We start from the raw sequence: 26,322 nt of genomic DNA on the forward strand, positions 1-26,322 counted from the left end.
TGACGACCTAAACTGCAAGCACCGGATCGGACCGCCACCGAGGAGGTCAGTTATGCGCGCGACCGAGGGCGACCAGCTGGTGCAGCACGGCAGGATCGTCGGACAGCACGACAAGGTGGGCGAGATCACCCAGGTCCTGGGCGAGAACGGAACCCCCCCGTACCGGGTCCGCTTCCAGGACGGACACGAGGCACTGATGGCTCCCGGACCCGACTGCACGGTCCGCCACCCCTCAGAGCCCACTCACTGAATCAGCGCCGGGACGCCGCCGGGCCGTAGTGGTCGGCGACCACCCGGGCCATCGCTCCGTTGGGATCCGCGGCCACCTGCTTCGCCGAGAAGTACGCGTGGCCGCGGACCTCCGGGTACCCGCGGGCGAACGTCAGGTGCTTCGACAGCTCCCCGGGGTCGCGCCAGGCCTCGGTGGAGCTGTCCTCGTCGCAGCGGTACAGGGCCTCCCCCACGTACAGGTCCACCTTCGTACCGGCGACGGTCCGCGCCCACCAGGGCACGATGTCGGCGTAGTCCGCGGTCGGGTGCCCGATGTGCCAGTAGGCCTGCGGCACGATGTAGTCGATCCAGCCCTCCCGGACCCACTTGCGGGTGTCCGCGTAGAGGTCGTCGTACGTCCCGAGGCCCGCCCGGGTCGGCGAACCGGCCGGGTCGCGGTCGGAGTTGCGCCAGACGGCGAACGGGCTGATCCCGAAGCGGAGCGCCGGCCTCAGCGCCCGCAGCCGTGCGGACATCTCGCGGACCAGGGTGTCGATGTTGCCCCGGCGCCAGGCGGCGCGCGAGGCGAAGCCCGCCCCGTACTCCTCGAAGGCCTCGTCGTCGTCGAAGTACTCCTCCGCCACCGGGTACGGGTAGAAGTAGTCGTCCCAGTGCACGGCGTCCAGCGGGTAGCGGGAGACGGCGTCGAACATGGCGTCCTGGACGAAGCGCCGCACCTCGGGCAGGCCCGGGTTGTAGAAGAGCTTGCCGCCGTACTCCACCGTCCAGCCGGGATTGCGCCGCGCCGGGTGCGTGGACGCCAGCCGGTCGAGGTCGGTGTGGTTGGCCACGCGGAACGGGTTGAACCAGGCGTGCAGCTGCAGCCCGCGGGCGTGCGCCTCCTTGACGGCCGTGCCCAGCGGGTCCCAGCCGGGATCGACCCCCTGCTGCCCGGTCAGCCACTGCGACCAGGGCTCCAGCTTCGAAGGCCAGAGGGCGTCCGCCGCCGGCCGGACCTGGAGGATCACCGCGTTCAGGCGGCGCTCGACGGCGGAGTCGAGGAGGGCGAGCAGCTCCGCGCGCTGCCGCGCCGCGGAGAGTCCGCTCTCGGAGGGCCAGTCCACATTGGACACGGAAGCGATCCACATCCCCCGGAAGTCGGCGCCGGCCCGCCGCTCGGGGAGCTCCGCGGACGTCCGCGGCGCCGCGGCCGCCGACCCGGCCGTGGCGGCGGCGATCACCCCCACGGCTCCGGCCAGCAGTGCCCGTCGGCCGATGTACGTCATGTGACATCTCCGTTTCGCTGAGTGACATTGCACGGTGTCCGCTCAGCATGCCCGCCCCGGCCCGCCGCCCGCCGCAAGGTCGGGAGTAACGTCGGGGGGCGTGGCGGGCGCCGGAATCGTACGGGGGACCCGCCGACGGATGAGCTGCGAAAGGCACGAAGTGACTGACCTCCCTTCCGACATCACACGGGTCGGCGTAGTGGGCTGTGGCCAGATGGGTGCGGGTATCGCCGAGGTGTGCGCCCGCAGTGGCCTTGAGGTCAAGGTCGCCGAGACCACCGGCGAAGCCCTGGAGATCGGCCGTACCCGGCTGCACAACTCCCTGACCAAGGCCGCCGAACGCGGCAAGATCACCGAAGAGGAGCGGGACGCCACCCTGGCCCGCCTCACCTTCACCACCGACCTCGGCGAGTTCGCCGACCGCGACCTCGTCATCGAGGCCGTCGTCGAGAACGAGCAGGTCAAGACGGAGATCTTCCAGGTCCTCGACCAGGTGATCACCCGCCCGGACGCGATCCTGGCCTCCAACACCTCCTCCATCCCGCTGGTCAAGCTGGCCGTCGCGACCTCGCGGCCGGACCAGGTCATCGGCATCCACTTCTTCAACCCGGCCCCGGTGCAGAAGCTCGTCGAGCTGATCCCGGCGCTGACCACGGGCGAGGAGACGGTCAAGCGGGCCGAGGCCCTGGTGCGGGACGTGCTGGGCAAGCACGCGGTCCGCGCCCAGGACCGGTCCGGGTTCGTCGTCAACGCGCTCCTCGTCCCGTACCTGCTGTCCGCGATCCGGATGTTCGAGTCGGGCATCGCCAGCCGCGAGGACATCGACAACGGCATGGAGCTGGGCTGCGCCCACCCGATGGGCCCGCTCAAGCTGTCCGACCTGATCGGCCTCGACACCATCGCGTCGATCGCCGACTCGATGTACGCGGAGTACAAGGAGCCGCTGTACGCCGCTCCCCCGCTGCTCCAGCGCATGGTCGACGCCGGCCGCCTGGGCCGCAAGACGGGCGCGGGCTTCTACCCCTACGGCTGATCCGTCCGGCCGGCGCTACGGCCGGCCGAGCCGCAGGTGGTGCAGCAGGAGCAGCCCGGCCGCCATGTTGGCGGCCGGGATCTCCCCGCGGGAGATCATGTCCGGCACGAACTTGAGCGGGACCCACTCCCGGCGCGAGGACTCGAAATCGTCCTCGGGATGCCCGGTGTAAGTGGCCCCGTCCGCCCAGTAGAGGTGGTGCCGGGCATCGGTCAGCCCGCTGGACGGCTCGACGGTCATCAGGTGGTGGAGCGGGCCTGGCCGCCAGCCCGACTCCTCCTCCATCTCACGGGCCGCCGCGACCGCGATGTCCTCGCCGTCCTCGACCACCCCGGCGGGCAGTTCCCAGCCCCAGCTGTCGGTGATGAAGCGGTGCCGCCAGAGCAGCAGCACCTCGTCGGCCTCGTTGACGGCCGTGGCGACGGCGACCGGGCGCAGCCGGATCACGAAGTGGTCCAGGTGCCGGCCGTCGGGAAGTTCCACATCGGCGAGGTTCACGTCGAACCAGCGGTTCTTGTACACGGTCTGCTCACTCAGGTTCGTCCACTGCACGGTTGTGCCACCTTCTTCCGTTCGAGTAGGTGGCAACATGGCAGCACCCCGGCCCGTCACAGCGGAACGCGCAGCGCCCCGTCGATGAGCCGCGCGGTCTCCTCCGCGCCCGTACAACCGCTGGTCAGAAGCTGTTCGCGGACCGCCCGCAGCCGGTCGCGCAGCCGCAGCGACTCCATGCCCTTGGCCCGCTCGGCCATCTCGGCCGCGGACGCCGCGGCCCGGTCCGCCTCCCCCTGGCGCAGCTGGATCTCGCACAGCATCGCCAGCCGGTGCACCCGGCCGCGGTCGTGCGCCGGCGTGCCGACAGCGGCGGTCGCCTGGACCCGGGCGGCTTCCAGATCGCCCAGGCTGAGCAGCGCCTCGGCGACCTGGACGTTGACCAGCCCCGGCTGTACGTAGCCGGTCTCGTCCGGTTCGCTGCCCGGGCGGATCCGCTCGGCGGCCGCCTCCGCCTTGCGGATGCAGGCCAGTGCGGCCGGGGTGTCGCCGAGCTGGGCGTACGCCTTGGCCTGCATCGCGTACAGGTCGGCGGCCAGCGCCGGGGTGGTGTGCCGCCCGGCGGCCCGCAGCGCGGCCTCGGCGAAGGCGACGGCCTGGCGGTACTCCCGCAGGTGCAGGGACTGGTTGACGATCAGTGCGATGACGTACGCCCCGAGCCCCCGGTCCCCGCTCGCCTTGGCCAGGCGCAGGGCCTGGTGGAAGTAGCGCTGGGCCAGGCCGTGGGCGTCCGAGTCGTACGCGCAGATCCCCGCCACCGCCACCAGGGACCCCGTGGCCCGGTGCAGCCGGCGGCCGAGGTCGTCGGAGTAGCTCCCGCGCAGCATCGGCGCGGTCTCACTGCCCAGGAAGCGCACGATCCGGTCCCGTGTGGCGAGACCGCCGGCCCGGCGGTACATCAGCTCGTAGTGGGCGCGGGCCGACTTCAGGATCTCGATGTGCTCGGGACCGATCGGGTTCGGACCCTCGCGGGAGACGTCGGCGTCCTCGGGCGGATTCTCCCACTCCCACACCGGTATGACGGCGGGCGTCCCGGTGACCGCCCCGGCGGCCAGCAGCTGGGGCCGGGCCTGGACGTCGGAACGCCACAGGGCGGCGGCCCGGTCCACGAACCCGTTGAGCGGCGAGGCGTGCAGCGGAACGGGCTGGTCGGCCGCGCCGAGCCCGATGTCGTCCAGCCCGAGGGGACGCCGCAGCCGCCCGCCGAGCACCTCGCAGATCAGGTCGGGAACCTGGCCCCGGGGCCGCTGACCCTTCAACCACCGCGTCACGGCGGTGTGTTCGTAGCGCAGGGCGAGTCCGCGGGTGCGGCCTGCCTGGTTCACGTACGCGGCGAGTCCGGCATGGGACATGCCCGCCTCGGCGAGGAGGGCGTCGAGCAGGACATTGGGCTGCATGGGCCCCTCCAAGGGCTCGTCGGTCTCAGGCTAGTGGGTGCGCGGTTCACACGGGGTGTGAACCGTGTACGCGCATAAATGCGATGCGCACTCTGCCGCACGGACCCGTGGAGGCGCTTCACTGAAGAGCCTCGCCAAGAGGTAGCTCGGGTCGTCGGCTCCCCCTCGTACAGTGCGACGACCCGTCACCGCGCCGCCCGTTCTGCTGTCTGCCCGACACTCCATGGCAGGCGGGCGGCGCGTTCCGGCCCCGCCGGCGCCCGGTTGGTCGCCGCGCCCCGGCAGGGGCCGGGCCGAGAGCGCGCGCCGGGCTCATCCACCGGGCCCGGCGCGCGTGTCCGGGGCCGGTGGTCAAGGCCGGTCGTCGCCGAGCACCGGCAGAGCGGCGTGCCCGCCCGCCACCAGCCGCGCGGGCGTGGCCGCCGCCTCCTGTGCCAGGACGCCCGCCGGTACGGGCACCAGCCCGAGCGGCGGCAGCAGCTGCGCGGGGATCCCCCAGGCCACCGCCGCGGCCCGGGAGGTGCCCCCTGGACGGGCCGGAAGAACTCCACGCGTGATTGTGCCGACCGACCGGCACCCCGGGCACGGGCCATCGGGGTTCTCACCCGAACGGGTGAGGGGCACGTCCGGTGGTCCGGACGTGCCCCTCACGCGTGTACGAAGCGGCTACGCGCCCCGGAGCACCGCCCCGGTCCGCTCGCCCGCCAGGGCCACCGCCGCGTCGCGCGCGGCCGTGGACTCCTCGGCGGTCAGCGTCCGGTCGGCCGCGCGGAAGCGCAGCGCGTAGGCGAGGGACTTCTTGCCCTCGCCGACCTGCTCACCGGTGAACACGTCGAACAGCCGCAGCGATTCGAGGAGTTCGCCCGCGCCCTTGCGCAGCGCGGCCTCCACCGAGGACGCCGGGACCGACGCGTCGACGATCAGCGCCACGTCCTGGGTCGCCACCGGGAAGGAGGAGATCCGCGGCGCCTGGAGGGCCTCGCCACCGGCCGCCGCGAGGCGGTCCAGGTCGATCTCCATCGCGCTGGTGCGGGCCGGCAGGCCCATCGCCTTGACCACGCGCGGGTGCAGTTCACCGGCGTGGCCGATGACCTGCTCGACCCCGCCGAGGGTGACGACCAGCTCGGCGCAGCGGCCCGGGTGCCAGGGGCCGTACTGGCCCTGGCGGACCACCAGCTCGGCGCCGGCCTCGACGGCCAGCGCGCGGGCGGCCTGGACGGCGTCCGCCCAGTCGGCCGGACGGCCCTTGCCCCACCAGCCGGCCTGCTCGCGCGCACCGGCCAGCACGACCGCGGCGTACCGCGGCTGCGCGGGCAGGGCCGCGTTCAGGGTGGCGATCTCCTCGTCCGTGGGACGCCGGTCGACGGGCAGCCGTACGGCGACACCCGGCTGCGCGGCGGCCCGGAAGACCGAACCGGTCTCGAACAGCGCGAGGTCGTGGCTGCCCCGGCTGTCGTTGCGGCGCAGCGCGCCGAGCAGACCCGGCAGCAGCGTGGTGCGCAGCGCCGGCTCCTCGTCGGAGATCGGGTTGACCAGCTTGACGACCTGGCGGGCCACGTCGTGCGCGGGGAGCTGGAGCTGGTCGAAGACGCCCTCACCGATGAACGGGTAGCTCAGCGCCTCGACGTAGCCCGCGCCGGCCAGCGCGCGGCCGACCCGGCGGTGCAGCTGCTGCCGGGCGGTCAGACCGCGGCCGGAGGGCACCTGCGGGAGGGTCGACGGGAGGTTCCCGTAGCCCTCCAGCCGGATGACCTCTTCGGCGAGGTCGTTGGGCGCGGCGAGGTCGGGCCGCCACGAGGGGACGGTGACGACGAGCTCGTCCTGGCCGTAGACGTCGCAGCCGATCTCCTGGAGGCGGCGCACGACGGTCTCGCGGCCGTACTCCATGCCCGCCACCCGGTCCGGGTGGTCCGCGGGCATGGCGATGGTGCGCGGCGCGCCCGGGGCGACGACCTCGGTGACGCCCGCCTCGGCGGTGCCGCCCGCGAGGAGCACGAGCAGGTCGACGGTCCGCTGCGCGGCCGCGGCGGCGGCCTGCGGGTCGACGCCCCGCTCGAAGCGCTTGGAGGCCTCGGAGGACAGCTTCAGGCGGCGGGCGGTGCGCGAGATCGACACGGAGTCGAAGTGCGCGGCCTCGATGACGACGTCCGTGGTCCCCGTGACCTGGCCGGTCCCGGGGTCGGTGACGGAGTCGGCGATCTCGGTGTTGGCGCCGCCCATGACACCGGCGAGGCCGATCGGCCCGCTGTTGTCGGTGATCACCAGGTCCTCGGCGTCGAGCGTGCGCTTGACCCCGTCGAGGGTGGTGAACTTCTCGCCCTGCTCGGCGCGGCGGACACCGATGGTGCCCTCGACGCTGGCGCGGTCGTACGCGTGCAGCGGCTGGCCGAGCTCCAGCATCACGTAGTTGGTGATGTCCACGGCGAGCGAGATCGGGCGCATGCCCGCCTTCTGCAGGCGGCGGGTCAGCCAGATCGGGGAGCGCGCGTCGGGGTCGAGACCGGTCACCGTGCGGGCGGTGAAGCGGTCGCAGCCGGCCGGGTCGTCGACCTTGACCGGGTAGCCGTACGAGTTCGGCGCGGGCACGTCGAGCAGCGCCGGGTCGCGCAGCGGCAGGCCGTAGGCGGTGGCCGCCTCACGGGCGACACCGCGCATGGACATGCAGTAGCCGCGGTCCGGGGTGATGTCGATGTCGAGGACCTCGTCGACGAGCTGGAGCAGCTCGATCGCGTCGGTGCCGACCTCGTGCTCGGGCGGCAGCACGATGATGCCGTGCGTGCCGTCGTCGCCCATGCCCAGCTCGTCGCCGGAGCAGATCATGCCGTGCGAGGTGCGGCCGTAGGTCTTGCGCGAGGCGATCGCGAAGTCGCCGGGCAGGACCGCGCCGGGCAGCACCACGACGACCTTGTCGCCGACGGCGAAGTTCCGGGCGCCGCAGACGATCTCCTGCGGCTCGCCGGTGCCGTTGGCCTGGCCGACGTCGACCGTGCAGAAGCGGATCGGCTTGCGGAAGCCCTCCAGCTCCTCGATGGTCAGCACCTGGCCGACGACGAGCGGGCCCTTGAGGCCGCCGCCGAGCTGCTCGACGGTCTCGACCTCGAGGCCGGCGTCGACCAGCTTGGCCGCCACGTCACGGGCGGTTTCACCCGCGGGGAGATCGACGTACTCCCGCAGCCAGGAAAGCGGGACGCGCATCAGATCTCACTCCCGAACGGCCGGGTGAAACGCACGTCACCCTCGACCATGTCTCGCATGTCTTCGACGTTGTGGCGGAACATCAGCATCCGTTCGATGCCGAACCCGAAGGCGAATCCGCTGTACTTCTCGGGGTCCACACCGCAGGCGACGAGCACCTTGGGGTTGACCATGCCGCAGCCGCCGAGCTCGATCCAGCCCTCGCTGGAGCAGGTACGGCACGGACGGTCGGGGTTGCCCACCGACTCGCCGCGGCACACGTAGCACTGCATGTCCATCTCGGCGGACGGCTCGGTGAAGGGGAAGAAGTGCGGGCGCAGGCGCGTCGTGGTGCCCGCACCGAAGAGCTCCTGGACCATGTGGTCCATGGTGCCCTTGAGGTCCGCCATGGTCAGGCCCTCGTCCACGGCGAGCAGCTCGACCTGGTGGAAGACCGGGGTGTGCGTCGCGTCGAGCTCGTCGGTGCGGTACACCCGGCCCGGGCAGACGATGTAGACGGGGGGCTTGCGCTCCAGCAGCGAGCGCGCCTGCACCGGGGAGGTGTGGGTGCGCAGCACGACGCCCGACTCGTCGCCCTGGGTGCCCTCGGGCCCCTGGACGAAGAAGGTGTCCTGCATCTGGCGCGCCGGGTGGTCGGGCGTGAAGTTGAGGGCGTCGAAGTTGAACCACTCCGCCTCGACCTCGGGCCCCTCGGCGACCTCGTACCCCATGGCCACGAAGATGTCCGCGATGCGGTCCATCAGCGTGGTCAGGGGGTGCCGGGCGCCGGCGGGGACGCGGTCGTAGGGCAGCGTGACGTCCACGGCCTCCTCGACCAGCACCCGCTCGTCACGCTCCGCCTCCAGCGCGACCGTGCGGGCCCCGAAGGCCTTGTTCACGGCGCCGCGGGCCTGTCCCACGCGCTTGCCCGCCTCGGCCTTGGCCTGCGGGGGCAGCGCGCCGATCTCGCGGTTGGCGAGCGCCAGGGGCGAGCGGTCGCCCATGTGCGCGGTCTTCGCCTCACGCAGCGCGTCGAGGTCGCCGGCGGACGCGAAGGCGGCGAGCGCCTCGTCCCGCATGCGCTCGATCTCTTCCGGTTTCAGTGCCTCGACCTCGACAGGGTCGTACGACTTGTTCGGTGCCGACATCTCTTCCCGTACTTCCGATGGCTGGCTGGTTGGGTCCCCCGCGCGACGCGCAGGACGCGCTCGGCACAAGGACACAAAGGTGCCAAAGGTCGAGTCTAAAGGTCGCTGGGGGTGGAGGAGCCCGTGGGCCGCCTGCCGAGACGCTCCGCAGGGCTACTGCGTGAGGTACGCGGGGGCGCTCACGGGCAGGATAAATCGGAACTCGGCGCCGCCGCCGGGGCCGCGGCCGACCGTGATGGTCCCGCCGTGGGCTTCCACGATGCCCTTGACGATGTACAGGCCCAGGCCGGTGCCGCCGCGCTTGCTCCCCCGCCAGAAGCGGGTGAAGACGCGGCCCATCGACTCCTCGGGGATCCCGGGGCCTTCGTCGGTCACGGTGACGGCGGTTCCCTTCTCATGTGGCGACACACCGATGGTGACCGTTCCCTCTCCGTGGCGCACCGCATTTTCCAGGAGGTTGCCGAGGATCTGGTCGATCTTGTCCGGGTCGGCCCACAGATCGGGGAGCGGGCGGCTCACGCTCACGAGGAACCGCTCGGGGTCCTGCCCGTTCGCGGTGAGTGCCTGTACGTGGCGGCCGACGGCGGTGGCGATGTCCACCGGCTGGCGGCGCACCTCCAGGCGGCCGGAGTCGATGCGGGAGATGTCGAGGAGCTCGGCGATGAGGCGGGTGACGCGGTTGGCGTCGGCGTCGACGGTCTCCAGCATCAGTCGCTTCTGGTCGTCGGTGAACCGCTCCCACTTGGCGAGCAGGGTGGCCGTGAACCCCTTGACCGAGGTCAGCGGGGAGCGCAGCTCATGGGCCACGGTGGCGATGAGCTCGGCGTGGCTGCGCTCGGTGCGCCGGCGGGCCTCGGTACCGCGCAGGGTGACCACGAGGCGGCGCAGCGGGCCGGTGGGGTGCGTACGGACGTAGCTGGCGGAGACCAGCACCTCGCGGCCGCCGGGGAGCAGCAGGTTCCGCTCCGGCTGGCCGCGGCGGGTGGCGAGGCCCCCGTACGGGTCGGTCAGCGCCCACCAGCGGCGGCCTTCGAGGTCCTCCAGCGGGAGCGCCCGCTCGATGCGGGTGCCGAGCGCCTGGGCGGGGTCGATCGCGGTCATCCGGGCCGCGGCCCGGTTGAAGCAGATCACGTGCCCGGTCGCGTCGGCGACGACGAGCCCGTCGGGCAGGCAGTCGGGGTCGATCCCGAAGGCGAGCCCCTCACCGGTGGCTCCGGCACCCAGGACCGCCCCGCGCGGCGCGCCCTGCGGCGGTACGCCGCGCAGCGCGTCGGAGGGGAGTACGGGGGGCACGGCATCGGCGGGCCCGCCCGTACGGGCGCAGGGGCCGACCGGCACCGGCGGACCGGCCGTCGTGCCGGCCCCCGGCGAGCTGTTCGTACCGACGGTCATGTCCCCGTACCCCACATCTCCGAGTAGCGCAGTGGGCCCCCCGGGCCGCCACACTACTAGCTGGGGGTCACGGAGCGGCACCCTCCGGGCGCCCGCTGTGCTCGCGCGGACGCGTAGAGGCACACGGCGGCTGCCGTCGCCAGGTTCAGGCTCTCGGCCTTTCCGTGGATCGGGACCCGTACGACGGCGTCCGCGAGGGCCCTGGTCTCCTCCGGCAGACCCCAGGCCTCGTTGCCGAAGACCCAGGCGGAGGGCCCGCCCATGGTGCCCGCGTCCAGCTCGGCGTCGAGGTCGTCCGCACCCGCGCCGTCGGCCGCCAGGATCCGCACCCCGGCCGCCCGGAGCCCCTCGACGGCCTGCTCGACCGGAACGCCGACCGCGACCGGGAGGTGGAAGAGGGAGCCCACGGAGGCCCGTACCGACTTGGGGTTGTAGAGGTCCACGGAGGCGTCGGTGAGCACCACGGCGTCGGCGCCGGCGGCGTCGGCGCAGCGCAGCACCGTACCGGCGTTGCCGGGGTCGCGGACGTGCGCGAGGACGGCGACGAGCTTGGGCCGGGCCCCCAGGATCTCCTCGAACGGGGAGTCCAGGAAGTGGCAGACACCGACCAGGCCCTGCGGGGTGACGGTCTGGGAGACCTCGGCGAGCACCTCGTCGGAGGCGTAGTGCACGCGGGCACCCGCGTCCAGGGCGGCCTCGATGATCCCGGAGTAGCGCTCGGCGGCCTCGACGGTGGCGAACAGCTCGATCAGGGTCGACGCGCCCGTGGGACCGCGGTGCTCGACGGCCTCGCGGACCGCCTGCGGACCCTCGGCGATGAAGCGGCGCTCCTTGGTGCGGAAGTTGCGCCGCGCCAGGCGCCTGGCGGCGGCCACCCGCGGGGATCGGGGGGAGATCAGCTCGTCGGGGTGACCCATGGTGTGTGCGGTTCTCTCTCGGGGTTCCGGGCTCGGGGTTCCGGGCGGGACGGGACGGGACGGGCGGCGCGGGGCTGCGGCGCGGGGCGGAAAGCACACGGACCCGCAGGCGAATGCCTGCGGGTCCGTGGGGGCCGGCCCCTGGTGAGCTGGGCCGGCTAGCCCTTAGGCAGCGGCCTTGGGGGCGTTGACGTCGGCCGGAAGCGCCTTCTGCGCGACCTCGACGAGCGCGGCGAACGCGTTGGCGTCGTTGACGGCCAGCTCCGCGAGGATCTTGCGGTCCACCTCGATGTTGGCGGCCTTCAGACCCTGGATGAGGCGGTTGTACGTCATGCCGTTCTGGCGGGCAGCGGCGTTGATGCGCTGGATCCACAGCTGACGGAAGTCGCCCTTGCGCTTCTTGCGGTCGTTGAAGTTGTAGACCAGCGAGTGGGTGACCTGCTCCTTGGCCTTGCGGTACAGGCGCGAACGCTGACCGCGGTAGCCGGAGGCCGCCTCGAGGATCGCCCGGCGCTTCTTGTGGGCGTTTACTGCCCGCTTGACGCGTGCCACTTTTTAACTCCTTGTAGCGGGGCCGCGGGTGTCTTCACACGGCCCGAAATTCGATGGGGTCCCGGTCTCGACGTGCGTCCGCTCCCGGCAGGGGGAGCGGAGACGTCAGATGCCGAGAAGCTTCTTGATCTTCGCGGCGTCGCCGGGGGCCATCTCCGCGTTGCCGGTGAGGCGGCGGGTGACACGGGACGACTTGTGCTCGAGCAGGTGGCGCTTGCCGGCGCGCTCGCGGAGCACCTTGCCGGAGCCGGTGACCTTGAAGCGCTTCTTGGTACCGCTGTGCGTCTTGTTCTTCGGCATGGCGCCGTTATCTCCTCGTCGGTGGCGCTCCCACCGGTCCGGTACGGGACCGGCTTACGGGAGCGTCATGTTGTGTCGGGTGATCCGGGACGGAGTGTCCTGGAATCAGGCCTCGGCGTTCGCCTCGTCGGCCGGAGCCTCTTCGGCAGCGGCCTCGGTGGCCTCGGCGGAGGCGACCTCGGTGGTGTCATCGACCTCGACGGCGGCGTCCTCGGAAGGAGCCTCGCCTTCGGTGTGGGCGACACCCTGGCGCTCCGCCTTGCGGGCGGCCTGCGCCTCGCGGGCTTCGGCCATCGCCTCGGTCTTCTTCTTGTGCGGACCGAGGACCATGATCATGTTTCGGCCGTCCTGCTTCGGGTTCGACTCGATGAACCCGAGGTCCTCGACGTCCGAAGCGAGACGCTGCAGCAGTCGGTAGCCGAGTTCCGGCCGGGACTGCTCGCGACCACGGAACATGATCGTGATCTTGACCTTGTCGCCCTGCTTGAGGAACCGAACGACGTGACCCTTCTTGGTGTCATAGTCGTGCGGGTCGATCTTCGGCCGGAGCTTCATTTCCTTGATGACCGTGTGCGCCTGGTTCTTGCGCGCCTCACGGGCCTTCATGGCCGACTCGTACTTGAACTTGCCGTAGTCCATGAGCTTGCAGACCGGCGGGCGTGCGGACGCCGCGACCTCGACCAGGTCGAGGTCGTACTCCTGCGCGAGCTCAAGCGCCTTGGCAAGCGGCACGATGCCGACCTGCTCGCCGCTGGGACCGACAAGCCGTACCTCGGGAACGCGAATCCGGTCGTTGATGCGGGGCTCGGTGCTGATGGATCCTCCTCGGTAGCACCACACGGCTGCCTGGCAGACAGCCGCTGACGTGTATTTCCGTCAGACCGACCGCAGCGGGAGAATGAAAAAAGCCCCGCCGGGCACAGGCAGGGGCTCCAAAACAACCGGAACACCGCCGCGTGCGAACCGCGGGGCGTAGACTCGGGCAGCTTTCCATCGTCCGTACGGAACGATGGATGCCGCCTGACCGGTGACCCGCCGCCCCGGAGGGCAGTCAGGTGGGAGAACGGAGCCTCCACTTGTGGGCCGGGCACATAAGTGTCCGGCCGGTCGAAGTACATACTAGCACCCGCGCCGCAAGCCCGCCGCACGGCATATCGTGGGCGCATGACTGACGCGACACCCCCCACCGAACCCACTGCCGACGGCGCCCCCGACTACGACACCATGACCCGCGACATCGCGGACGTGCCCGCCGTCGAGGTGATCACCACGGTGGCCGTGCACCTGCTGAGCGCCGCGGCGGTCAACCTGGGCCTGGACAAGCCGGACTCCGAGCACAAGGACCTCGACGAGGCCCGCAAGCTGATCACGGCCCTGGCCGGCCTGGTCACCGCGAGCGCCACCGAGATCAGCTCCTTCCACGCCGCCCCGCTGCGCGACGGCCTGAAGTCGCTCCAGCTGGCCTTCCGCGAGGCCTCGATCGTGCCGGACGAGCCGGGCCAGGGGCCGGGCGAGAAGTTCACGGGTCCCGTCTTCGGCTGAGCCCGTACCGGAGAGCCGCACGACGACGGCCGGTGCACCCCGCGCGGGGTGCACCGGCCGTCGTCGTGTCCGGGAACCGCGCGGCCGCGGCCCGGGCTCAGCGGGCGAACAGGGGCTCGCCGGGCGGAGCCGGCGCGTCCGGCGGAAGCAGCGCCAGGTCCAGTCCGCGGACCAGCCGGGCCCGCAGGGTGGTGTCCGCCGCCAGCGCCTCGGCGACGCGCCGGGCCGCCGCGGACGCCTGCGCGCCCCCGGCCAGCACGATCGCCAGGGTGCCGTCGGAGTCGGCGCCGCCCGGGCCGAGGTGGGCGCGCAGCACGGCCGGCTCGGCGGACACCGCGGCCCGTACGGCCTCCCGTACGGCCGGATCGGCCAGCGGGCCCGCGTCGGTGCGGCCCTCGGCGAGCGCGAGGAGCGCGGAGCCGGTCAGCTGGTAGGTGACGGGGCCGGCCAGGTCCAGGACCACGGTGTCGGCCTTCTCGTGCGCGGCGGCGGCCAGCGCCTGGTGCAGCGGGACGGCCACCGGCCGGGCCGCGGGGTCCCAGAGCGCGAGCGAGGCGATCGAGGTGAAGGCCGGCAGCGCCCGCCGGTCGCCCGCCCGCAGGGTCGGGACGGCCATGTCGCTGGTCTTCTCGCGCTTGAGGCCCGTCTCCGGGTCGGTCTCCACCTCACCGAGGACGGCGACCACCGGGACCAGCAGGCGGGCGCCCTTGAGCGCGGCCAGCACCTCCGGCTCCTTCGCCCGGTCCTCGGACCAGGCGGCCAGGGCCGCGGTCAGCCGGGGATCGGCGGAGCCGTCGTCGTCGGAGAAGCCCGGGTCGGGAATGTTCTTGTTCGCCATGTTCGCCACAGTTACCCGACCCTACTGTGCCGCGTACGGGTCCTGGCCACGGCCCCGGGCGCCCCGGCGCGGGCGCCGCGCGAGGACGGCGGCGAGTGCGAGCAGCACCGCGCCCGCGACCGCTGCGGCCGGGGCTCCCAGCCGGGCGCCCCGCTCGGGCGGGCGGACCGGTTCGGGGCCGGGGCCGAAGTACGTGCTCCCGGCCGCGGCGGGCACGGGCGCCGGAGCCTCCGGGCGCATGCCCTCGGCGGCCTGGAGGGCGGCGACGGGATCGACCAGCCCGTGACCGCGGGCGTCGTCGCGGCCGCCGGCCGGGGAGTCGGAGGCGGTCGCCTCCAGCAGCTTCTTCACCTGGGCCGGGGTCAGCTCGGGGTGCGCGGCCAGGACCAGGGCCACGGTGCCGGAGACGAAGGCCGCCGCGGCGCTGGTGCCCCAGCCCTCGTAGTACGAGCGGTCGGGGTCTGCGATGACGACGTCGACGCCGGGGGCGCTGACGGTGGCGTACCAGTTGCGGGTGGAGAACTTGGCCTTCTTGCCGCGGCGGTCGACGGCGGTGACGGCGATGACTCCCGGATAGGCCGCCGGGTAGGAGACGCGGTCGCCGGCTTCGCCGCCGTTGCCCGCGGAGGCCACGACGACCACGCCCTTGGCGAGGGCGTACTGGACCGCCTCGTCCTCCCCCGCCTCGTGGTGGGCGGAGTCGCTGTCGTCGCCGAGGGACAGGTTGATCACGTCGGCGCCGTGGTCCGCGGCCCAGCGGATGCCCTCGGCGAGGGCCCCGCCCTTGCTGTCGCGGGCCTGCGAGCGGCCCGGGTCGCCCTCTTCGAGGATCACCCGGACGGGGAGGATCCGGGCCTGCGGGGCCATGCCGAGGACTCCCTGGCCGCGGCTGGGGCCGTGTCCGTGACCGGCGATGATGCTCGCCATGGCGGTTCCGTGGCGGGCCCAGGCGCGGTCGCCGGGGCCGGCCCCCATGCCGATGAGGTCGGTGCCGGGGAGGACCTGGCCGGAGAGGTCGGGATGGGATTCGTCGACGCCCGTGTCGAGGACGGCGACGGTCACTCCGGCGCCCCGGGTGGTGCCCCAGGCCTCCTCGGCGCGCAGGGCCAGCAGGCCCCACTGGCGGTCGCGGATGTTGTCGGCGGCGGCGGGGGTCGCGGTGGCGGACACGAGGAGGGTCGCGGCGAGCAGGGCGGCGGCCGCCTGCCCGGAGGCCCGGCGGATCATCGGGTGGGCTCCGGGGCGGTCGGTGCGGTCGATGCGGGTGTGGCGGAGGGTGCCGGCGGTGCGGCGAGGAAGGCGAGGCCGCGGCCGACGCGGTCGGCGAGCGCCCGCGCCTCGTGGCCGAGGCCGGCCTGGGCGGCGGCTCCCGTGGCGTCCTTCTTCATCAGGTCCTCGGCCGGGCGGGGGGCGTCCAGGGGGCGGCCGTCGGCGAAGGCGGAGACGGCGTAGACGACGACGGGTGCCTCGGCGGGTACGGAGGAGGCCCAGGCGGCGCGCTGCGCGTCGGTGAACCCGTACGCGGGCGGGGCGGGGATCCGGCCCGCGAGGGCGGTCATCGCGGGGGCGTCGGCGGGGGTGAAGACCATGCCGACGGTGATCAGGGAGCTGCGGGTGGCGTCGGTGTAGGTGGCGCGCAGCACGCGGGTGCAGCCGGTGGCGGCCAGCAGGGCCTGCCAGTCGGCGGCGAGGGCGGCCGGGCAGTCGGCGTCGGGGGCGAGCGCGATCCGGGTCCAGGTGCGGTGGGAACCGCCGGGGCCGGCGGAGGGGCCGGTCAGGACGGGCGGGAGCAGGCTGTCGACGGGGGCGGCCCGCCACAGGGACCCGGCCTTGCGGTAGGCGGCGTCGGCCGGGAGGGGGCGGGCCGCGGCGCGGTGTTCGGCCCAGGTGGTGAGGGCGGCCCCGCCGACGAGGCCGGTGCCGAGGAGGACGCAGAGCGTGGCTGCGAGGACCCGTGCGGGGTGGCGGCGCGTGTGCGTGTCGGCGTGCGCGGGCTGGGCGGTCGGTTCGGGCTCGCCCAGGATTGCGGTCCGCGGTGTCGTCGTGGTCATCCGGCGGCTCCGCCCCCCGTTCCGTACGGCTGCCTGCCCGTACTCTACGGCGTCGGCACGACAAGGCGCTTGCCGGTACCACACCGATACACCCCCGCCGGCGTTTGACGCGCGGGACGCGGGCGGCCGGCCGCACCGAATCAGCCCCACCGGCATTCGAGGCGCGGGAATCCGGGGCGGCCGGCCACACCGATCCAGCCCCGCCGGCGTTTTGAGGCGCGGGGGTCCGGGGCGGCCGGCCGCACCTAATCAGCCCCGCCGGCGTTTGAGGCGCGGGGGTCCGGGGCGGCGCCTCGGGAAATGGGGAAAGGGCGGGGCGGGGAAGCACTACCCACCGGTAGACACCTCTGGCAAGCTGCCGCCCATGAACTCCCCCGCCACCGACCGCGCCCGGTACGACCGGGCGACCGCGCACCTGGACGCGCCGCTGGCCATCGTGGATCTCGACGCCTTCGACGCCAACGCCGACGATCTCGTCCGCCGCGCCGCCGGCAAGCCGGTCCGGGTCGCGAGCAAGTCGGTCCGGTGCCGCGCGCTGCTGGAACGGGTCCTCGCCCGCCCCGGGTTCGCCGGGATCATGTCGTACACCCTCGCCGAGTCACTGTGGCTGGCCCGGTCCGGGTTCGAGGACGTGCTCCTCGCCTATCCCTCCACCGACCGGGCCGGCTTCGGCGAGCTGGCGAACGACGCCAAGCTGGCCGGCGCGGTCACGGTGATGGTGGACGATCCGGCGCAGCTGGACCTGATCGACGCGGCCCGGGACGGCGGCGCCGAGGAGATCCGGGTCTGTCTGGAGCTGGACACGTCCCTGCGGCTGCTCGGCGGCCGGGTACGGATCGGTGCCCGCCGGTCCCCGCTGCGCCAGCCCGCGCAACTGGCCGGGCTGGCCCGGGCGGTGGCCGCCCGGCCCGGGTTCCGGGTCGTGGGCCTGATGGCGTACGAGGGTCATGTCGCCGGGGTCGGGGATTCGCTGTCCGGTCGCCCGCTGCGGTCCCGGACGATCCGGCTGATGCAGGCCGCGGCCCGCAAGGAGCTGGCGGAGCGGCGGGCCGAGGTGGTGCGGGCCGTGCGGGCCGTCGTACCGGATCTGGAGTTCGTCAACGGCGGCGGTACCGGCAGCGTGCAGCAGACGGCCGCCGAGGACGCGGTGACCGAGATAGCCGCGGGTTCGGGGCTGTACATGCCCCGGCTCTTCGACAACTACACGTCGTTCAGCGGGCGTCCGGCGGCCCTGTTCGCCCAGCCCGTGGTGCGCAGGCCCGGGGTGGGTGTGGTGACGGTGCTCGGGGGCGGCTATCCGGCCTCCGGTGCGGCCGGGGCGGACCGGCTTCCGGTCCCGTACCTGCCGCAGGGGCTCCGCTACGACCCCCAGGAGGGCGCGGGCGAGGTGCAGACCCCGCTGCTGGGGAGCCCGGCCGACGATCTGCTGATCGGCGACCGGGTCTGGTTCCGGCACGCGAAAGCGGGCGAGCTGTGCGAGCGGTTCGACACCCTGCACCTGATCGAGGGCGACCGGGTCTCCGAGAGCGTGCCGACCTACCGGGGTGAGGGGCGCACCTTCCTCTAGGCCGTCTCTTCCGGATCTTGCCGGGCCCGCGACGCCCGGCACCGCACCTGGCCGCGTTGTCGGGGCACCCGAGTACGTCCAGTACACGGCGCGCCCCTCCGCCTTGCCAAGCACGGCACCGGACGCCGCCGGCTCGGCCGACAAGATCCGAAAGAGACGACCTAGTACACGGAGTCCGTCTGGTCGGGGACGACGCTGCCGTCGCCCCGCCGGACCGGTCCCTTGGTGCCGTCGTGGTCGACGTAGCCGGTCGTCGCGCACGGGTAGGGGTCGGTCTTGCGCTTCTTCGGCTCGATGAACATGGGGTTGACGATCCAGCGGCCGTCGGTGTTGTCGTACGCCCAGCACATCAGCTCGTTCTTGTTGCGGTTCACGACGAGCCGCAGGGCCGTGGCGTCGCGCAGGAAGGAGATGTCGGTGTCGGAGTCGCCGGCGGCGAACACCTGGCGGCGGGCGGCGGGCAGGACCCTCTCCGCGGCCGCTCCGCGTACGCCGAAGATCTCCTTGTTGATCCAGCAGCGCTTGCCGTCGATGTAGGTGATCATCGAGTCGGCGCCGTCCCGGACGGATCCGCAGCCCTGGAGGTGGGGGGTGAACTTCCCGCCGTACGTGGTGGTGTTGCGGATGCCGATGACGTGGTCGGCCGCGATGCCGGCGCCCTGGGCCCAGACCTCGACCACGGGCTGCGGGGAGGCGGAGCTGATCCACACGTCGAAGCCGGCCTTCTGGAGGCCCTTGATCAGGTCCTTCTGCTGGTCGTAGTAGCGGACCCAGCCGGTGGCGGTGCCGCTGCCGACCCGTTGCGTGCTGCCGACGGGTGCGGCGAGGTTCTCGGTACGGGCGGCGGCGGCGAAGCCGCGGATCTCTCGGGCGGTCCAGCCCTGCATCAGCTGGGGGAGCCAGGCGTAGGAGGGTTCGGTGGTGCGGCGGTCCCAGCCGGCGAACGCGGGGGCGCCGGCGCGGGTCGCGGCGGTGCCGTAGACGGCGTTGATCTCGTCGGCGCAGGCCGCTCCGGCGGGGGTTCCGGTGAGCAGGGGGGTGCCGGGGCGGGCGAGGCCGGCGCAGGCGTCGGCCAGGGCCTTCGTGGCGGCGGGGGTGAGGAAGCGGCTGGTGGTGGACCAGTCCCCGGCGGCGGGCTGGCGGATCCGGCCGTTGCGCAGGAGCCAGAACATGGTGGCGTCGCCGACGTCGTTCTTGACGACGGTGTTGTCCCAGTCGAAGACGGCGACGGGCTTGGTGCGGCCGGGCCGGTACGGGTTGCAGCTGCCGTACCGGTCGATGAGCTGCTGGAGGCGGGCCTGGTTGTCCCCGTACCAGCCGGAGCCGACGGTGACCCGGGGACAGGGGGTGTGCGCGGCCGCGGCCGGCGGGGCCGCGAGGAGGCCGGATCCCGTGACCGCGGCGAGGGCGAGGGGGGCTGCCCATTTTCTCTGCATGCTGGCTCCTTCGAGGATCGGGACAGCCCGAAGGGGCCGGCCGGGCACCTCGCGGTGCGCGGCCGGCCGGGATGTGGTGGTGGCGGGACCTACAGCGGGGTCACGTACGCGCCGGAGATGCCGCCGTCGACGAGGAAGTCGGTGGCGTTGATGAAGGAGGAGTCGTCGCTGGCGAGGAAGGCGACGGCGGCGGCGATCTCGGTGGGCTCGGCGAAGCGGCCCAGCGGGATGTGGACGAGGCGGCGGGCGGCGCGCTCGGGGTCCTTGGCGAACAGTTCCTGCAGCAGGGGGGTGTTCACGGGCCCCGGGCACAGGGCGTTGACGCGGATGCCCTCGCGGGCGAACTGCACGCCGAGCTCGCGGGACATGGCCAGGACCCCGCCCTTGGAGGCGGTGTAGGAGATCTGGGAGGTGGCGGCGCCCATGATGGCGACGAAGGAGGCGGTGTTGATGATGGAGCCGCGGCCCTGGCGCTGCATGTAGGGCAGGGCGGCCTTGCAGCACAGGTAGACGGAGGTGAGGTTGACGTCCTGGACGCGCTTCCAGGCCTCCAGGCCGGTGGTGAGGATGGAGTCGTCGTCCGGGGGCGAGATGCCCGCGTTGTTGAAGGCGATGTCCACGGAGCCGTAGGTGTCGAAGGCCGTCTTGAAGAGCGCCTCGACCTCCTCGGGGCTGGTGACGTCGACCTTGACGAAGGTCCCGCCGACCTCTTCGGCCGCGGCCTTGCCGGCGGTCTCGTCGATGTCGGCGCAGACGACGTTGGCGCCCTCGGAGGCCAGGCGGCGGGCGGTGGCCAGGCCGATGCCGCTGCCGGCTCCGGTGATGACGGCGGTACGGCCGACCAGGCGGCGGCAGACGATCTCTTCGTTGGACATGTGCTTCAGGCCTCCGTGCTGATGAAGACGTTCTTGGTCTCGGTGAAAGCGGTGAGGGCGTCGGGTCCGAGCTCACGGCCGAGCCCGGACTGCTTGTAGCCGCCGAAGGGGGTCCAGTAGCGGACGCTGCTGTGGGAGTTGACGGACAGGTTGCCGGCGGCGACGGCGCGCGAGACGCGCAGCGCGCGGCCGATGTCGCGGGTCCAGAGGGAGCCGGAGAGGCCGTACTCGGTCGCGTTGGCCAGGCGGACGGCGTCCTCCTCGTCCTCGAAGGGCAGGACGACGGCGACCGGCCCGAAGACCTCCTCGGCGGCCACGGGCGCGGTGGGGGCGACGTCCGTGACGAGGGTGGGCGGGTACCAGAAGCCGGGGCCCTTGGGGGCGTTGCCGCGGATCGCGGTGAGGTCGTCGGTGACGAAGGACCGTACGCGGTCCAGCTGGGTCCGTGAGATCAGCGGGCCCATCTGCGTCTTCTCGTCGAGCGGGTCGCCCACGGCGACGGCCGCGATGCCGGGGGCGACGAGCTCCAGGAAGCGGTCGTAGACGGAGCGCTGTACGAGGATGCGGGTGCGGGCGCAGCAGTCCTGGCCGGTGTTGTCGAGGAAGGCCATGGGGGCGGCGGCCGCCGCCGCTTCGAGGTCGGCGTCGGCGAAGACGATGTTGGGGCTCTTGCCACCGAGTTCGAGGGTGACGCGCTTCACCCGGTCGGCGCACTTGGCCATGATCTGCTTGCCGACGCGGGTGGACCCGGTGAAGACGATCTTCGCGACGCCGGGGTGTTCGACGAGTGCGTCGCCGGCGACGTCCCCGCGGCCGGGGAGCACCTGGAAGAGGTGTTCGGGGATCCCGGCTTCGAGGGCGAGTTCGGCGAGGCGCAGCGCGGTCAGCGGGGTGGTCTCGGCGGGCTTGAGGATGACGGCGTTGCCGGCGGCGAGGGCCGGGGCCAGGCCCCAGGCGGCGATCGGCATGGGGAAGTTCCACGGGGCGATCACGCCGATGACGCCGAGGGGTTCGAGGAAGGTGACGTCGATGCCGCCGGCGACGGGGATCTGGCGGCCGGAGAGCCGTTCCACTCCCCCGGCGGCGAAGTCGAGCAGGTCGCGTACGTTGCCGGCTTCCCAGCGGGCGTTGCCGATGGTGTGGCCGGCTTCGCGGACCTCCAGCCGGGCCAGTTCCTCGATGTGGCCGTCGACGACCGCGGCGAAGCGGCGCAGCAGCCGCGCCCGGTCGGCGGGGGCGGCCGCCGCCCAGGCGCGCTGGGCCGCGGCGGCCCGGGCGACTGCGGCGTCGACGTCGTCCCGTGTGGCGGCCGGGACGACGGCGACGGTTTCCTCGGTGGCCGGATTCAACACTTCCAGCGCGTCGGACACGTGGTGCCTCACAGTTTCGTTCGGTGGCGTGCGGTGGCTACAGGCGTTCGAAGGAGCGGCGCAGCTCCCAGTCGGTCACCGCGGAGTCGTAGGCGTCGAGTTCCACGCGGGCCATGTTCCGGTAGTGCGCGACCACTTCGGGGCCGAACGCGGCCTTGGCGATCTCGCTGTTCTCCCAGAGTTCGGCGGCCTCGCGCAGGGTGGCGGGGACGTGTGCGTAGTCGGCGGTGTAGGCGTTCCCGCCGCAGACCTCGGGAAGTTCCAGGCGGTTCTCGATGCCGTAGAGCCCGGCGGCGACCAGGCCGGCGACGGCGAGGTACGGGTTGACGTCGCCGCCGGGGAGGCGGTTCTCGAAGCGCATGGAGCGGCCGTGGCCGACGACCCTGAGCGCGCAGGTCCGGTTGTCCACGCCCCAGGCGACGGCGGTCGGCGCGAAGGATCCCGGCCGGAAACGCTTGTACGAGTTGATGTTCGGGGCGTAGAGAAGGGAGAAGTCGCGCAGCGCGGCCAGCTGGCCGGCCAGGAAGTGGCGCATCACCGGTGACATGCCGTGTGGGTCGTCTCCGTCCCCGGCCATCGCGTTGCGTCCGTCGGCGTCGGCGAGGGAGAGGTGGATGTGACAGGAGTTGCCTTCGCGCTCGTCGAACTTGGCCATGAAGGTGAGCGAGACACCTTCCTGGGAGGCGATCTCCTTGGCTCCGGTCTTGTAGACGGAGTGCTGGTCGCAGGTGGTGAGCGCCTCGTCGTAGCGGAAGGCGATCTCGTGCTGGCCGAGGTTGCACTCCCCCTTGGCCGACTCGACGATCAGGCCCGCGGCCTGCATCTCGTTGCGGATCCGGCGCAGCAGGGGTTCGATGCGGCCGGTCCCGAGGACGGAGTAGTCGATGTTGTACTGGTTGGCCGGGGTCAGGCCGCGGTAGCCCGAGTTCCAGGCCTGTTCGTAGGTGTCCTGGAAGACCATGAACTCCAGCTCGGTGCCGACCATCGCGGTGTAGCCGGCCTCGGCGAGGCGCTCCAGCTGGCGGCGCAGGATCTGCCGGGGCGCGGCGACGACGGGCGAGCCGTCGTTCCAGGCGAGGTCGGCGAGGAGGAAGGCGCTGCCGGGGTTCCACGGGATGCGGCGCAGGGTGGCGAGGTCGGGGTGCATGGCGAAGTCGCCGTAGCCCCGGTCCCAGGAGGACATCTCGTAACCGTCGACGGTGTTCATGTCGGTATCGACGGCGAGGAGGTAGTTGCAGCCCTCGGTACCGTGCTCGAGGACCTCGTCGAGGAAGAACTGTGCGGCGAACCGCTTGCCCTGGAGCCTCCCCTGCATGTCGGGGAAGGCCAGGACGACTGTGTCGATCTCACCACTGGCGACGAGGGAGCGGAGCTCCTCGGGCGCGAGCGGCGGCTTGCGGTCTACCACTGGAATCTCTCCTTCGGTGAGCCGAGGAGGCCTAAGGTATTGAATAGAACCATTGCTTGGGAAGGGGAGGAGCCGAGATGACCGATACGACGAGCGAAGGCGACGCCGTCGCGCGACTGAATCCCGTGCTGCGGCAGGTGCGGGCGGGCAACGGTTTCGAGGAGGCACTGCAGCAGATCCTCCAGGTGGTCCGGCTGGGTCTGGTCCCGGGCGGCGAACGGCTTCCGCCCGAGCGCGAGCTGGCCGAGCGCATGGGGATCAGCCGGGTGACCCTGCGCGAGGTGCTGAAGGTGCTGCAGGACCAGGGGCTCGTGGAGGCCCGGCGCGGGCGGTACGGCGGAACGTTCGTGCTGTCCCGGCCCGACACCCCGGCCGGCGGCGCCGAGGAGGAGCTGCGCCGGCGTGTCGCGGGGGTGGACATCGAGGACGTCCTGCGGTTCCGCGAGGTCCTGGAGGTGGGGGCGGCCGGACTGTGCGCCTCCCAGGGACTGACCGAGGAGGGCACCGAACGGCTGCTCGGCGCCCTGGCCGCCACCCACGACGCCCCGCTCGCCGACTACCGCCGCCAGGACACGCTCTTCCACCTCACCCTGTGCGAACTGGCCGGGTCCGCCACCCTGACGGCCCAGTACGCCGCCGTCCGGGCCACCGTGAACGACCTGCTGGACTGCATCCCGCTGCTCGTGCGGAACCTGGAGCACTCCCAGCAGCAGCACAGCACGCTGGTGGAGGCGGTGCTGGAGGGCGACGCGGCCGGGGCCCGGGAGACCATGCGCGAGCACTGCTGCGGCACGGCCGCGCTGCTGCGGGGCTTCCTGACCTGAGCGCCCCCGGAGGCGGGCCGAGAGGGTTTCGTAACTTCTGTTTAACGCAGAGGTCTTGCGCACTCCACTCCTCTAAGGCAAAGGTACGCCCCACAACCATTGCCCTGAGGCAGGAGCGCACGATGGCCGACGACATCGAGGCACGGCTCGCCGCCGTACCCGCACCCACCACATCCCCCGACGGCGGGGACAGCCCCGACGAGTACCTCGCGCGCCGGACGCTGCGCCGCGGCAGCGCCGGCTGGCTGCTGCTCACCGGCCTCGGCGTCGCCTATGTCGTCTCCGGGGACTTCTCCGGCTGGAACGTCGGCCTCGACAAGGGCGGCTTCGGCGGCCTCGCCATCGCCACCGTCCTCATGGGCGCCATGTACGCCTGTCTGGTCTTCTCGCTCGCCGAGCTGTCCACCATCCTGCCGACCGCGGGCGGCGGCTACGGCTTCGCCCGCCGCGCGCTCGGCCCGTGGGGCGGCTTCCTCACCGGCACCGCCATCCTCATCGAGTACATCCTGGCCCCGGCCGCGATCGTCATCTTCATCGGCGACTACGTCGAGTCCCTCGGCCTCTTCGGACTCACCTCCAGCTGGCCCGTCTACCTCGGCTGCTTCGTCATCTTCATCGGCGTCCACCTGTGGGGCGTGGGCGAGGCGCTCCGCTTCAGCCTCGTCGTGACGGCGATCGCCGTCGCCGCGCTGCTGATCTTCGCCGTGGGGGCCTTCACCGAGTTCGACGCCTCCGGCCTGAACGACATCCCCGTCGACGCGGACGCCTTCGGCTCGAACTCCTGGCTGCCGCTGGGCGTGCTGGGCATCTGGGCCGCGTTCCCCTTCGGCATGTGGTTCTTCCTCGGCGTGGAAGGCGTACCGCTGGCGGCCGAGGAGGCCAAGGACCCGGTCCGCTCGATGCCGAGGGCCCTCTCCATCTCCATGGGCATCCTCGCCCTGCTCGCCCTGATCACCTTCTTCGCCGCGACCGGCGCCCAGGGCGCCGACGCCGTCAAGGCCGCCGGGAACCCGCTGGTCGTGGCCCTGGAAGGGGACGGCGGTCCGACCGCGCTCAGCCGCTTCGTGAACTACGCGGGCCTGGCCGGCCTGGTGGCCTCGTTCTTCTCCCTCATCTACGCGGGCTCGCGCCAGCTCTTCGCCCTCTCCCGGGCCGGCTACCTGCCCCGCTTCCTCTCCCTCACCTCGAAGCGCAAGGCCCCGTACCTGGGTCTGATCATCCCCGGCGCGATCGGCTTCGCCCTCGCCGCGGCCACCGGCGACGGAGCCCGCATGCTCAACATCGCGGTCTTCGGCGCCACCATCTCCTATGCCCTGATGGCCCTCTCGCACATCGTGCTGCGGCGCCGGGAGCCGGACCTGGAGCGCCCGTACCGCACCCCGGGCGGGATCCTGACCTCCTCGGTGGCCTTCGTACTCGCCCTGTCGGCCCTGGTCGCCACCTTCCTGGTGGACAAGGACGCCGCGTTCATCGCCCTGGCCGTGTACGCCGTCGCCCTCGCCTACTTCGCGATCTACAGTCGGCACCACCTCGTGGCCTCGGCGCCGGAGGAGGAGTTCGCGGCCCTCGCGGAAGCCGAGGCGGAACTGACCCGCGACTGAAACCCTGTTCCTGCCCTGCTCCGCCCCTGCTGGAGGTAACGAACGTGCCCAGGCCGCTCATCGGCATCACCACCTACGTCGAGGACTCCACCCGCTACGGGGTGTGGGACCTCCCGACATCCCTCGTACCGACCGGGTACTACGAACTCGTCCAGGCGGCGGGCGGCGCGGCCGTGCTGCTCCCGCCGGACGAGCCCGGGTCGGCGGCGGAGGTGCTGAGCCGGGTGGACGGCCTGGTCGTCGCGGGCGGCCCGGACCTGGACCCGGTGCACTACGGGGCCGCGCGCGACTCCCGTACGGGCGCCCCCGCCACGGTCCGCGACCACTGGGAACTGGCCCTGATCGCCGCCGCGCTGGAGGCGGACCTGCCCCTGCTCGGCATCTGCCGGGGCATGCAGGCCCTCAACGTCGCCCTGGGCGGCACCCTGACCCAGCACATCGACGGCCACTTCGAGACCCCGGGCGCCATCTCCTGGCACCCGGTCCGCCCGGTCCCGGGCACCCGGTACGCGGAGCTGGTCCCGGAGGAGGCGCAGGTCCCGACCTACCACCACCAGGCCGTCGACCGGCTGGGCCGCGGCCTGGTGGTCTCGGCCCACGCGGTCGACGGCACGGTGGAGGCGATCGAAGTGCCCGACCCGGAGCGGTGGGTGCTGGGCGTCCAGTGGCACCCGGAGCGGGACAAGGACACGCGGGTGATGTCCGCCCTGGTCGAGGCGGCCGCCGTCCGCACCGCGGTACCGGTGGGCTGACGCCCGCCCCCTCCGCCCCTCGCCTCGCGCCCGACGGCGGGGGGCGGAGGCCGGCCGGCCCGATTGGCCGGTCCCCCGCCGGGCGGGCAGGCTGGAA

Annotated in this window: 25 protein-coding genes; 7 read left to right on the forward strand and 18 right to left on the reverse strand. The window is 72.7% G+C overall.

Annotated elements, in window-relative coordinates:
• Positions 1–52: 52 nt before the first annotated feature.
• Positions 53–250 carry a DUF1918 domain-containing protein gene (locus JYK04_RS11135; RefSeq protein ID WP_030010502.1) on the forward strand — a complete coding sequence of 66 codons (198 nt, stop codon included), beginning with the start codon at positions 53–55 and terminating at the stop codon, positions 248–250.
• A gap of 1 nt (position 251) precedes the next feature.
• On the opposite strand, the gene JYK04_RS11140 is transcribed toward JYK04_RS11135, so the two are convergent.
• The gene (locus JYK04_RS11140) at positions 252–1,496 is read right to left on the reverse strand and encodes a glycoside hydrolase family 10-like protein (RefSeq protein WP_189740070.1); all 1,245 of its coding nucleotides are present in this window, start codon (positions 1,494–1,496) and stop codon (positions 252–254) included.
• 139 nt (positions 1,497–1,635) lie between these two features.
• Between JYK04_RS11140 and JYK04_RS11145 the strand changes: the two genes are divergently transcribed.
• Positions 1,636–2,529: a 3-hydroxybutyryl-CoA dehydrogenase gene (locus JYK04_RS11145; protein WP_189740067.1), complete on the forward strand. Its 894-nt coding sequence runs from the start codon at positions 1,636–1,638 to the stop codon at positions 2,527–2,529.
• 15 nt (positions 2,530–2,544) lie between these two features.
• On the opposite strand, the gene JYK04_RS11150 is transcribed toward JYK04_RS11145, so the two are convergent.
• The 10 genes from JYK04_RS11150 to infC form a co-directional block, all read right to left on the reverse strand.
• Positions 2,545–3,081, reverse strand: a complete 537-nt coding sequence (locus tag JYK04_RS11150) for an NUDIX hydrolase (RefSeq protein ID WP_189740064.1) — start codon at positions 3,079–3,081, stop codon at positions 2,545–2,547.
• Positions 3,082–3,137: 56 nt separating this feature from the next.
• On the reverse strand, positions 3,138–4,478 hold the full coding sequence (locus tag JYK04_RS11155) for an NsdA family TPR-like regulatory protein (protein WP_189740061.1): 1,341 nt from the start codon (positions 4,476–4,478) through the stop codon (positions 3,138–3,140).
• Positions 4,479–4,829: 351 nt separating this feature from the next.
• A complete protein-coding gene (locus JYK04_RS11160; RefSeq protein WP_189740058.1) occupies positions 4,830–4,982 on the reverse strand; it encodes a hypothetical protein in 153 nt (50 codons plus the stop codon).
• Between the two features lie 162 nt (positions 4,983–5,144).
• The gene (gene pheT, locus JYK04_RS11165) at positions 5,145–7,673 is read right to left on the reverse strand and encodes a phenylalanine--tRNA ligase subunit beta (protein ID WP_189740055.1); all 2,529 of its coding nucleotides are present in this window, start codon (positions 7,671–7,673) and stop codon (positions 5,145–5,147) included.
• Entirely contained in the window at positions 7,673–8,800 is a 1,128-nt protein-coding gene (gene pheS / locus JYK04_RS11170) for a phenylalanine--tRNA ligase subunit alpha (RefSeq protein ID WP_189740052.1), read from the reverse strand. Before pheS ends, pheT begins: the two co-directional genes overlap by 1 nt.
• Before the next feature lie 153 nt (positions 8,801–8,953).
• Complete coding sequence (locus JYK04_RS11175; RefSeq protein WP_229875719.1) at positions 8,954–10,192, reverse strand: sensor histidine kinase; 1,239 nt, start codon at positions 10,190–10,192, stop codon at positions 8,954–8,956.
• A 56-nt stretch (positions 10,193–10,248) separates the two neighbouring features.
• Positions 10,249–11,109, reverse strand: a complete 861-nt coding sequence (locus JYK04_RS11180; protein ID WP_189740049.1) for a TrmH family RNA methyltransferase — start codon at positions 11,107–11,109, stop codon at positions 10,249–10,251.
• Positions 11,110–11,274: 165 nt separating this feature from the next.
• The gene (gene rplT, locus JYK04_RS11185; protein ID WP_007263143.1) at positions 11,275–11,661 is read right to left on the reverse strand and encodes a 50S ribosomal protein L20; all 387 of its coding nucleotides are present in this window, start codon (positions 11,659–11,661) and stop codon (positions 11,275–11,277) included.
• A gap of 105 nt (positions 11,662–11,766) precedes the next feature.
• Positions 11,767–11,961 (reverse strand): 50S ribosomal protein L35, encoded by a 195-nt coding sequence (gene rpmI / locus JYK04_RS11190; RefSeq protein ID WP_030012385.1) that lies wholly within the window; start codon positions 11,959–11,961, stop codon positions 11,767–11,769.
• A 105-nt stretch (positions 11,962–12,066) separates the two neighbouring features.
• Positions 12,067–12,801, reverse strand: a complete 735-nt coding sequence (infC, locus tag JYK04_RS11195) for a translation initiation factor IF-3 (protein ID WP_189740046.1) — start codon at positions 12,799–12,801, stop codon at positions 12,067–12,069.
• Between the two features lie 324 nt (positions 12,802–13,125).
• On the opposite strand from infC, the gene JYK04_RS11200 reads away from it, so the two are divergent.
• Positions 13,126–13,503, forward strand: a complete 378-nt coding sequence (locus tag JYK04_RS11200; protein WP_030012387.1) for a DUF1844 domain-containing protein — start codon at positions 13,126–13,128, stop codon at positions 13,501–13,503.
• Positions 13,504–13,600: 97 nt separating this feature from the next.
• Here JYK04_RS11200 and JYK04_RS11205 read toward each other — a convergent pair whose 3' ends face one another.
• The 3 genes from JYK04_RS11205 to JYK04_RS11215 are packed head-to-tail and all read right to left on the reverse strand — an operon-like array spanning position 13,601 to position 16,392.
• A complete protein-coding gene (locus JYK04_RS11205; protein ID WP_189740043.1) occupies positions 13,601–14,341 on the reverse strand; it encodes an SseB family protein in 741 nt (246 codons plus the stop codon).
• A 21-nt stretch (positions 14,342–14,362) separates the two neighbouring features.
• A complete protein-coding gene (gene mycP, locus JYK04_RS11210; protein ID WP_189740040.1) occupies positions 14,363–15,568 on the reverse strand; it encodes a type VII secretion-associated serine protease mycosin in 1,206 nt (401 codons plus the stop codon).
• On the reverse strand, positions 15,565–16,392 hold the full coding sequence (locus JYK04_RS11215; protein WP_189740037.1) for a hypothetical protein: 828 nt from the start codon (positions 16,390–16,392) through the stop codon (positions 15,565–15,567). The genes mycP and JYK04_RS11215 overlap by 4 nt, the downstream gene beginning before the upstream one ends.
• Positions 16,393–16,756: 364 nt before the next feature.
• On the opposite strand from JYK04_RS11215, the gene JYK04_RS11220 reads away from it, so the two are divergent.
• On the forward strand, positions 16,757–17,959 hold the full coding sequence (locus JYK04_RS11220) for an amino acid deaminase/aldolase (protein WP_189740034.1): 1,203 nt from the start codon (positions 16,757–16,759) through the stop codon (positions 17,957–17,959).
• Between the two features lie 161 nt (positions 17,960–18,120).
• On the opposite strand, the gene JYK04_RS11225 is transcribed toward JYK04_RS11220, so the two are convergent.
• The 4 genes from JYK04_RS11225 to JYK04_RS11240 all read right to left on the reverse strand — a co-directional run bounded on the left by JYK04_RS11225 (position 18,121) and on the right by JYK04_RS11240 (position 23,048).
• Entirely contained in the window at positions 18,121–19,395 is a 1,275-nt protein-coding gene (locus JYK04_RS11225; protein WP_189740031.1) for a haloacid dehalogenase-like hydrolase, read from the reverse strand.
• Between the two features lie 89 nt (positions 19,396–19,484).
• The gene (locus JYK04_RS11230; protein ID WP_030011343.1) at positions 19,485–20,270 is read right to left on the reverse strand and encodes a 3-oxoacyl-ACP reductase; all 786 of its coding nucleotides are present in this window, start codon (positions 20,268–20,270) and stop codon (positions 19,485–19,487) included.
• 5 nt (positions 20,271–20,275) lie between these two features.
• On the reverse strand, positions 20,276–21,640 hold the full coding sequence (locus JYK04_RS11235) for an aldehyde dehydrogenase family protein (protein WP_189740028.1): 1,365 nt from the start codon (positions 21,638–21,640) through the stop codon (positions 20,276–20,278).
• A gap of 37 nt (positions 21,641–21,677) precedes the next feature.
• Entirely contained in the window at positions 21,678–23,048 is a 1,371-nt protein-coding gene (locus JYK04_RS11240) for a glutamine synthetase family protein (protein ID WP_189740025.1), read from the reverse strand.
• 77 nt (positions 23,049–23,125) lie between these two features.
• Here JYK04_RS11240 and JYK04_RS11245 point away from each other — a divergent pair, with 77 nt between their 5' ends.
• The 3 genes from JYK04_RS11245 (at position 23,126) to JYK04_RS11255 (ending at position 26,225) form a co-directional block, all read left to right on the forward strand.
• Complete coding sequence (locus JYK04_RS11245; RefSeq protein WP_189740022.1) at positions 23,126–23,872, forward strand: FadR/GntR family transcriptional regulator; 747 nt, start codon at positions 23,126–23,128, stop codon at positions 23,870–23,872.
• Positions 23,873–23,994: 122 nt separating this feature from the next.
• The gene (gene eat / locus JYK04_RS11250; protein WP_189740019.1) at positions 23,995–25,473 is read left to right on the forward strand and encodes an ethanolamine permease; all 1,479 of its coding nucleotides are present in this window, start codon (positions 23,995–23,997) and stop codon (positions 25,471–25,473) included.
• 44 nt (positions 25,474–25,517) lie between these two features.
• Complete coding sequence (locus JYK04_RS11255) at positions 25,518–26,225, forward strand: gamma-glutamyl-gamma-aminobutyrate hydrolase family protein (RefSeq protein WP_189740017.1); 708 nt, start codon at positions 25,518–25,520, stop codon at positions 26,223–26,225.
• The last annotated feature ends 97 nt before the right edge of the window (positions 26,226–26,322 follow it).

Source organism: Streptomyces nojiriensis (assembly GCF_017639205.1).
Lineage (GTDB): Bacteria > Actinomycetota > Actinomycetes > Streptomycetales > Streptomycetaceae > Streptomyces > Streptomyces nojiriensis.

Coding starts and splice junctions, on each gene's coding strand:
- rpmI (WP_030012385.1), bottom strand. CDS start 11,961: ATGCCGAAGAACAAGACGCACAGCGGTACCAAGAAGCGCTTCAAGGTC.
- JYK04_RS11135 (WP_030010502.1), top strand. CDS start 53: ATGCGCGCGACCGAGGGCGACCAGCTGGTGCAGCACGGCAGGATCGTC.
- JYK04_RS11205 (WP_189740043.1), bottom strand. CDS start 14,341: ATGGCGAACAAGAACATTCCCGACCCGGGCTTCTCCGACGACGACGGC.
- mycP (WP_189740040.1), bottom strand. CDS start 15,568: ATGATCCGCCGGGCCTCCGGGCAGGCGGCCGCCGCCCTGCTCGCCGCG.
- JYK04_RS11140 (WP_189740070.1), bottom strand. CDS start 1,496: ATGACGTACATCGGCCGACGGGCACTGCTGGCCGGAGCCGTGGGGGTG.
- JYK04_RS11225 (WP_189740031.1), bottom strand. CDS start 19,395: ATGCAGAGAAAATGGGCAGCCCCCCTCGCCCTCGCCGCGGTCACGGGA.
- JYK04_RS11215 (WP_189740037.1), bottom strand. CDS start 16,392: ATGACCACGACGACACCGCGGACCGCAATCCTGGGCGAGCCCGAACCG.
- eat (WP_189740019.1), top strand. CDS start 23,995: ATGGCCGACGACATCGAGGCACGGCTCGCCGCCGTACCCGCACCCACC.
- pheT (WP_189740055.1), bottom strand. CDS start 7,673: ATGCGCGTCCCGCTTTCCTGGCTGCGGGAGTACGTCGATCTCCCCGCG.
- JYK04_RS11230 (WP_030011343.1), bottom strand. CDS start 20,270: ATGTCCAACGAAGAGATCGTCTGCCGCCGCCTGGTCGGCCGTACCGCC.
- JYK04_RS11145 (WP_189740067.1), top strand. CDS start 1,636: ATGAGCTGCGAAAGGCACGAAGTGACTGACCTCCCTTCCGACATCACA.
- JYK04_RS11220 (WP_189740034.1), top strand. CDS start 16,757: ATGAACTCCCCCGCCACCGACCGCGCCCGGTACGACCGGGCGACCGCG.
- pheS (WP_189740052.1), bottom strand. CDS start 8,800: ATGTCGGCACCGAACAAGTCGTACGACCCTGTCGAGGTCGAGGCACTG.
- JYK04_RS11200 (WP_030012387.1), top strand. CDS start 13,126: ATGACTGACGCGACACCCCCCACCGAACCCACTGCCGACGGCGCCCCC.
- JYK04_RS11155 (WP_189740061.1), bottom strand. CDS start 4,478: ATGCAGCCCAATGTCCTGCTCGACGCCCTCCTCGCCGAGGCGGGCATG.
- JYK04_RS11175 (WP_229875719.1), bottom strand. CDS start 10,192: ATGACCGTCGGTACGAACAGCTCGCCGGGGGCCGGCACGACGGCCGGT.
- JYK04_RS11180 (WP_189740049.1), bottom strand. CDS start 11,109: ATGGGTCACCCCGACGAGCTGATCTCCCCCCGATCCCCGCGGGTGGCC.
- JYK04_RS11245 (WP_189740022.1), top strand. CDS start 23,126: ATGACCGATACGACGAGCGAAGGCGACGCCGTCGCGCGACTGAATCCC.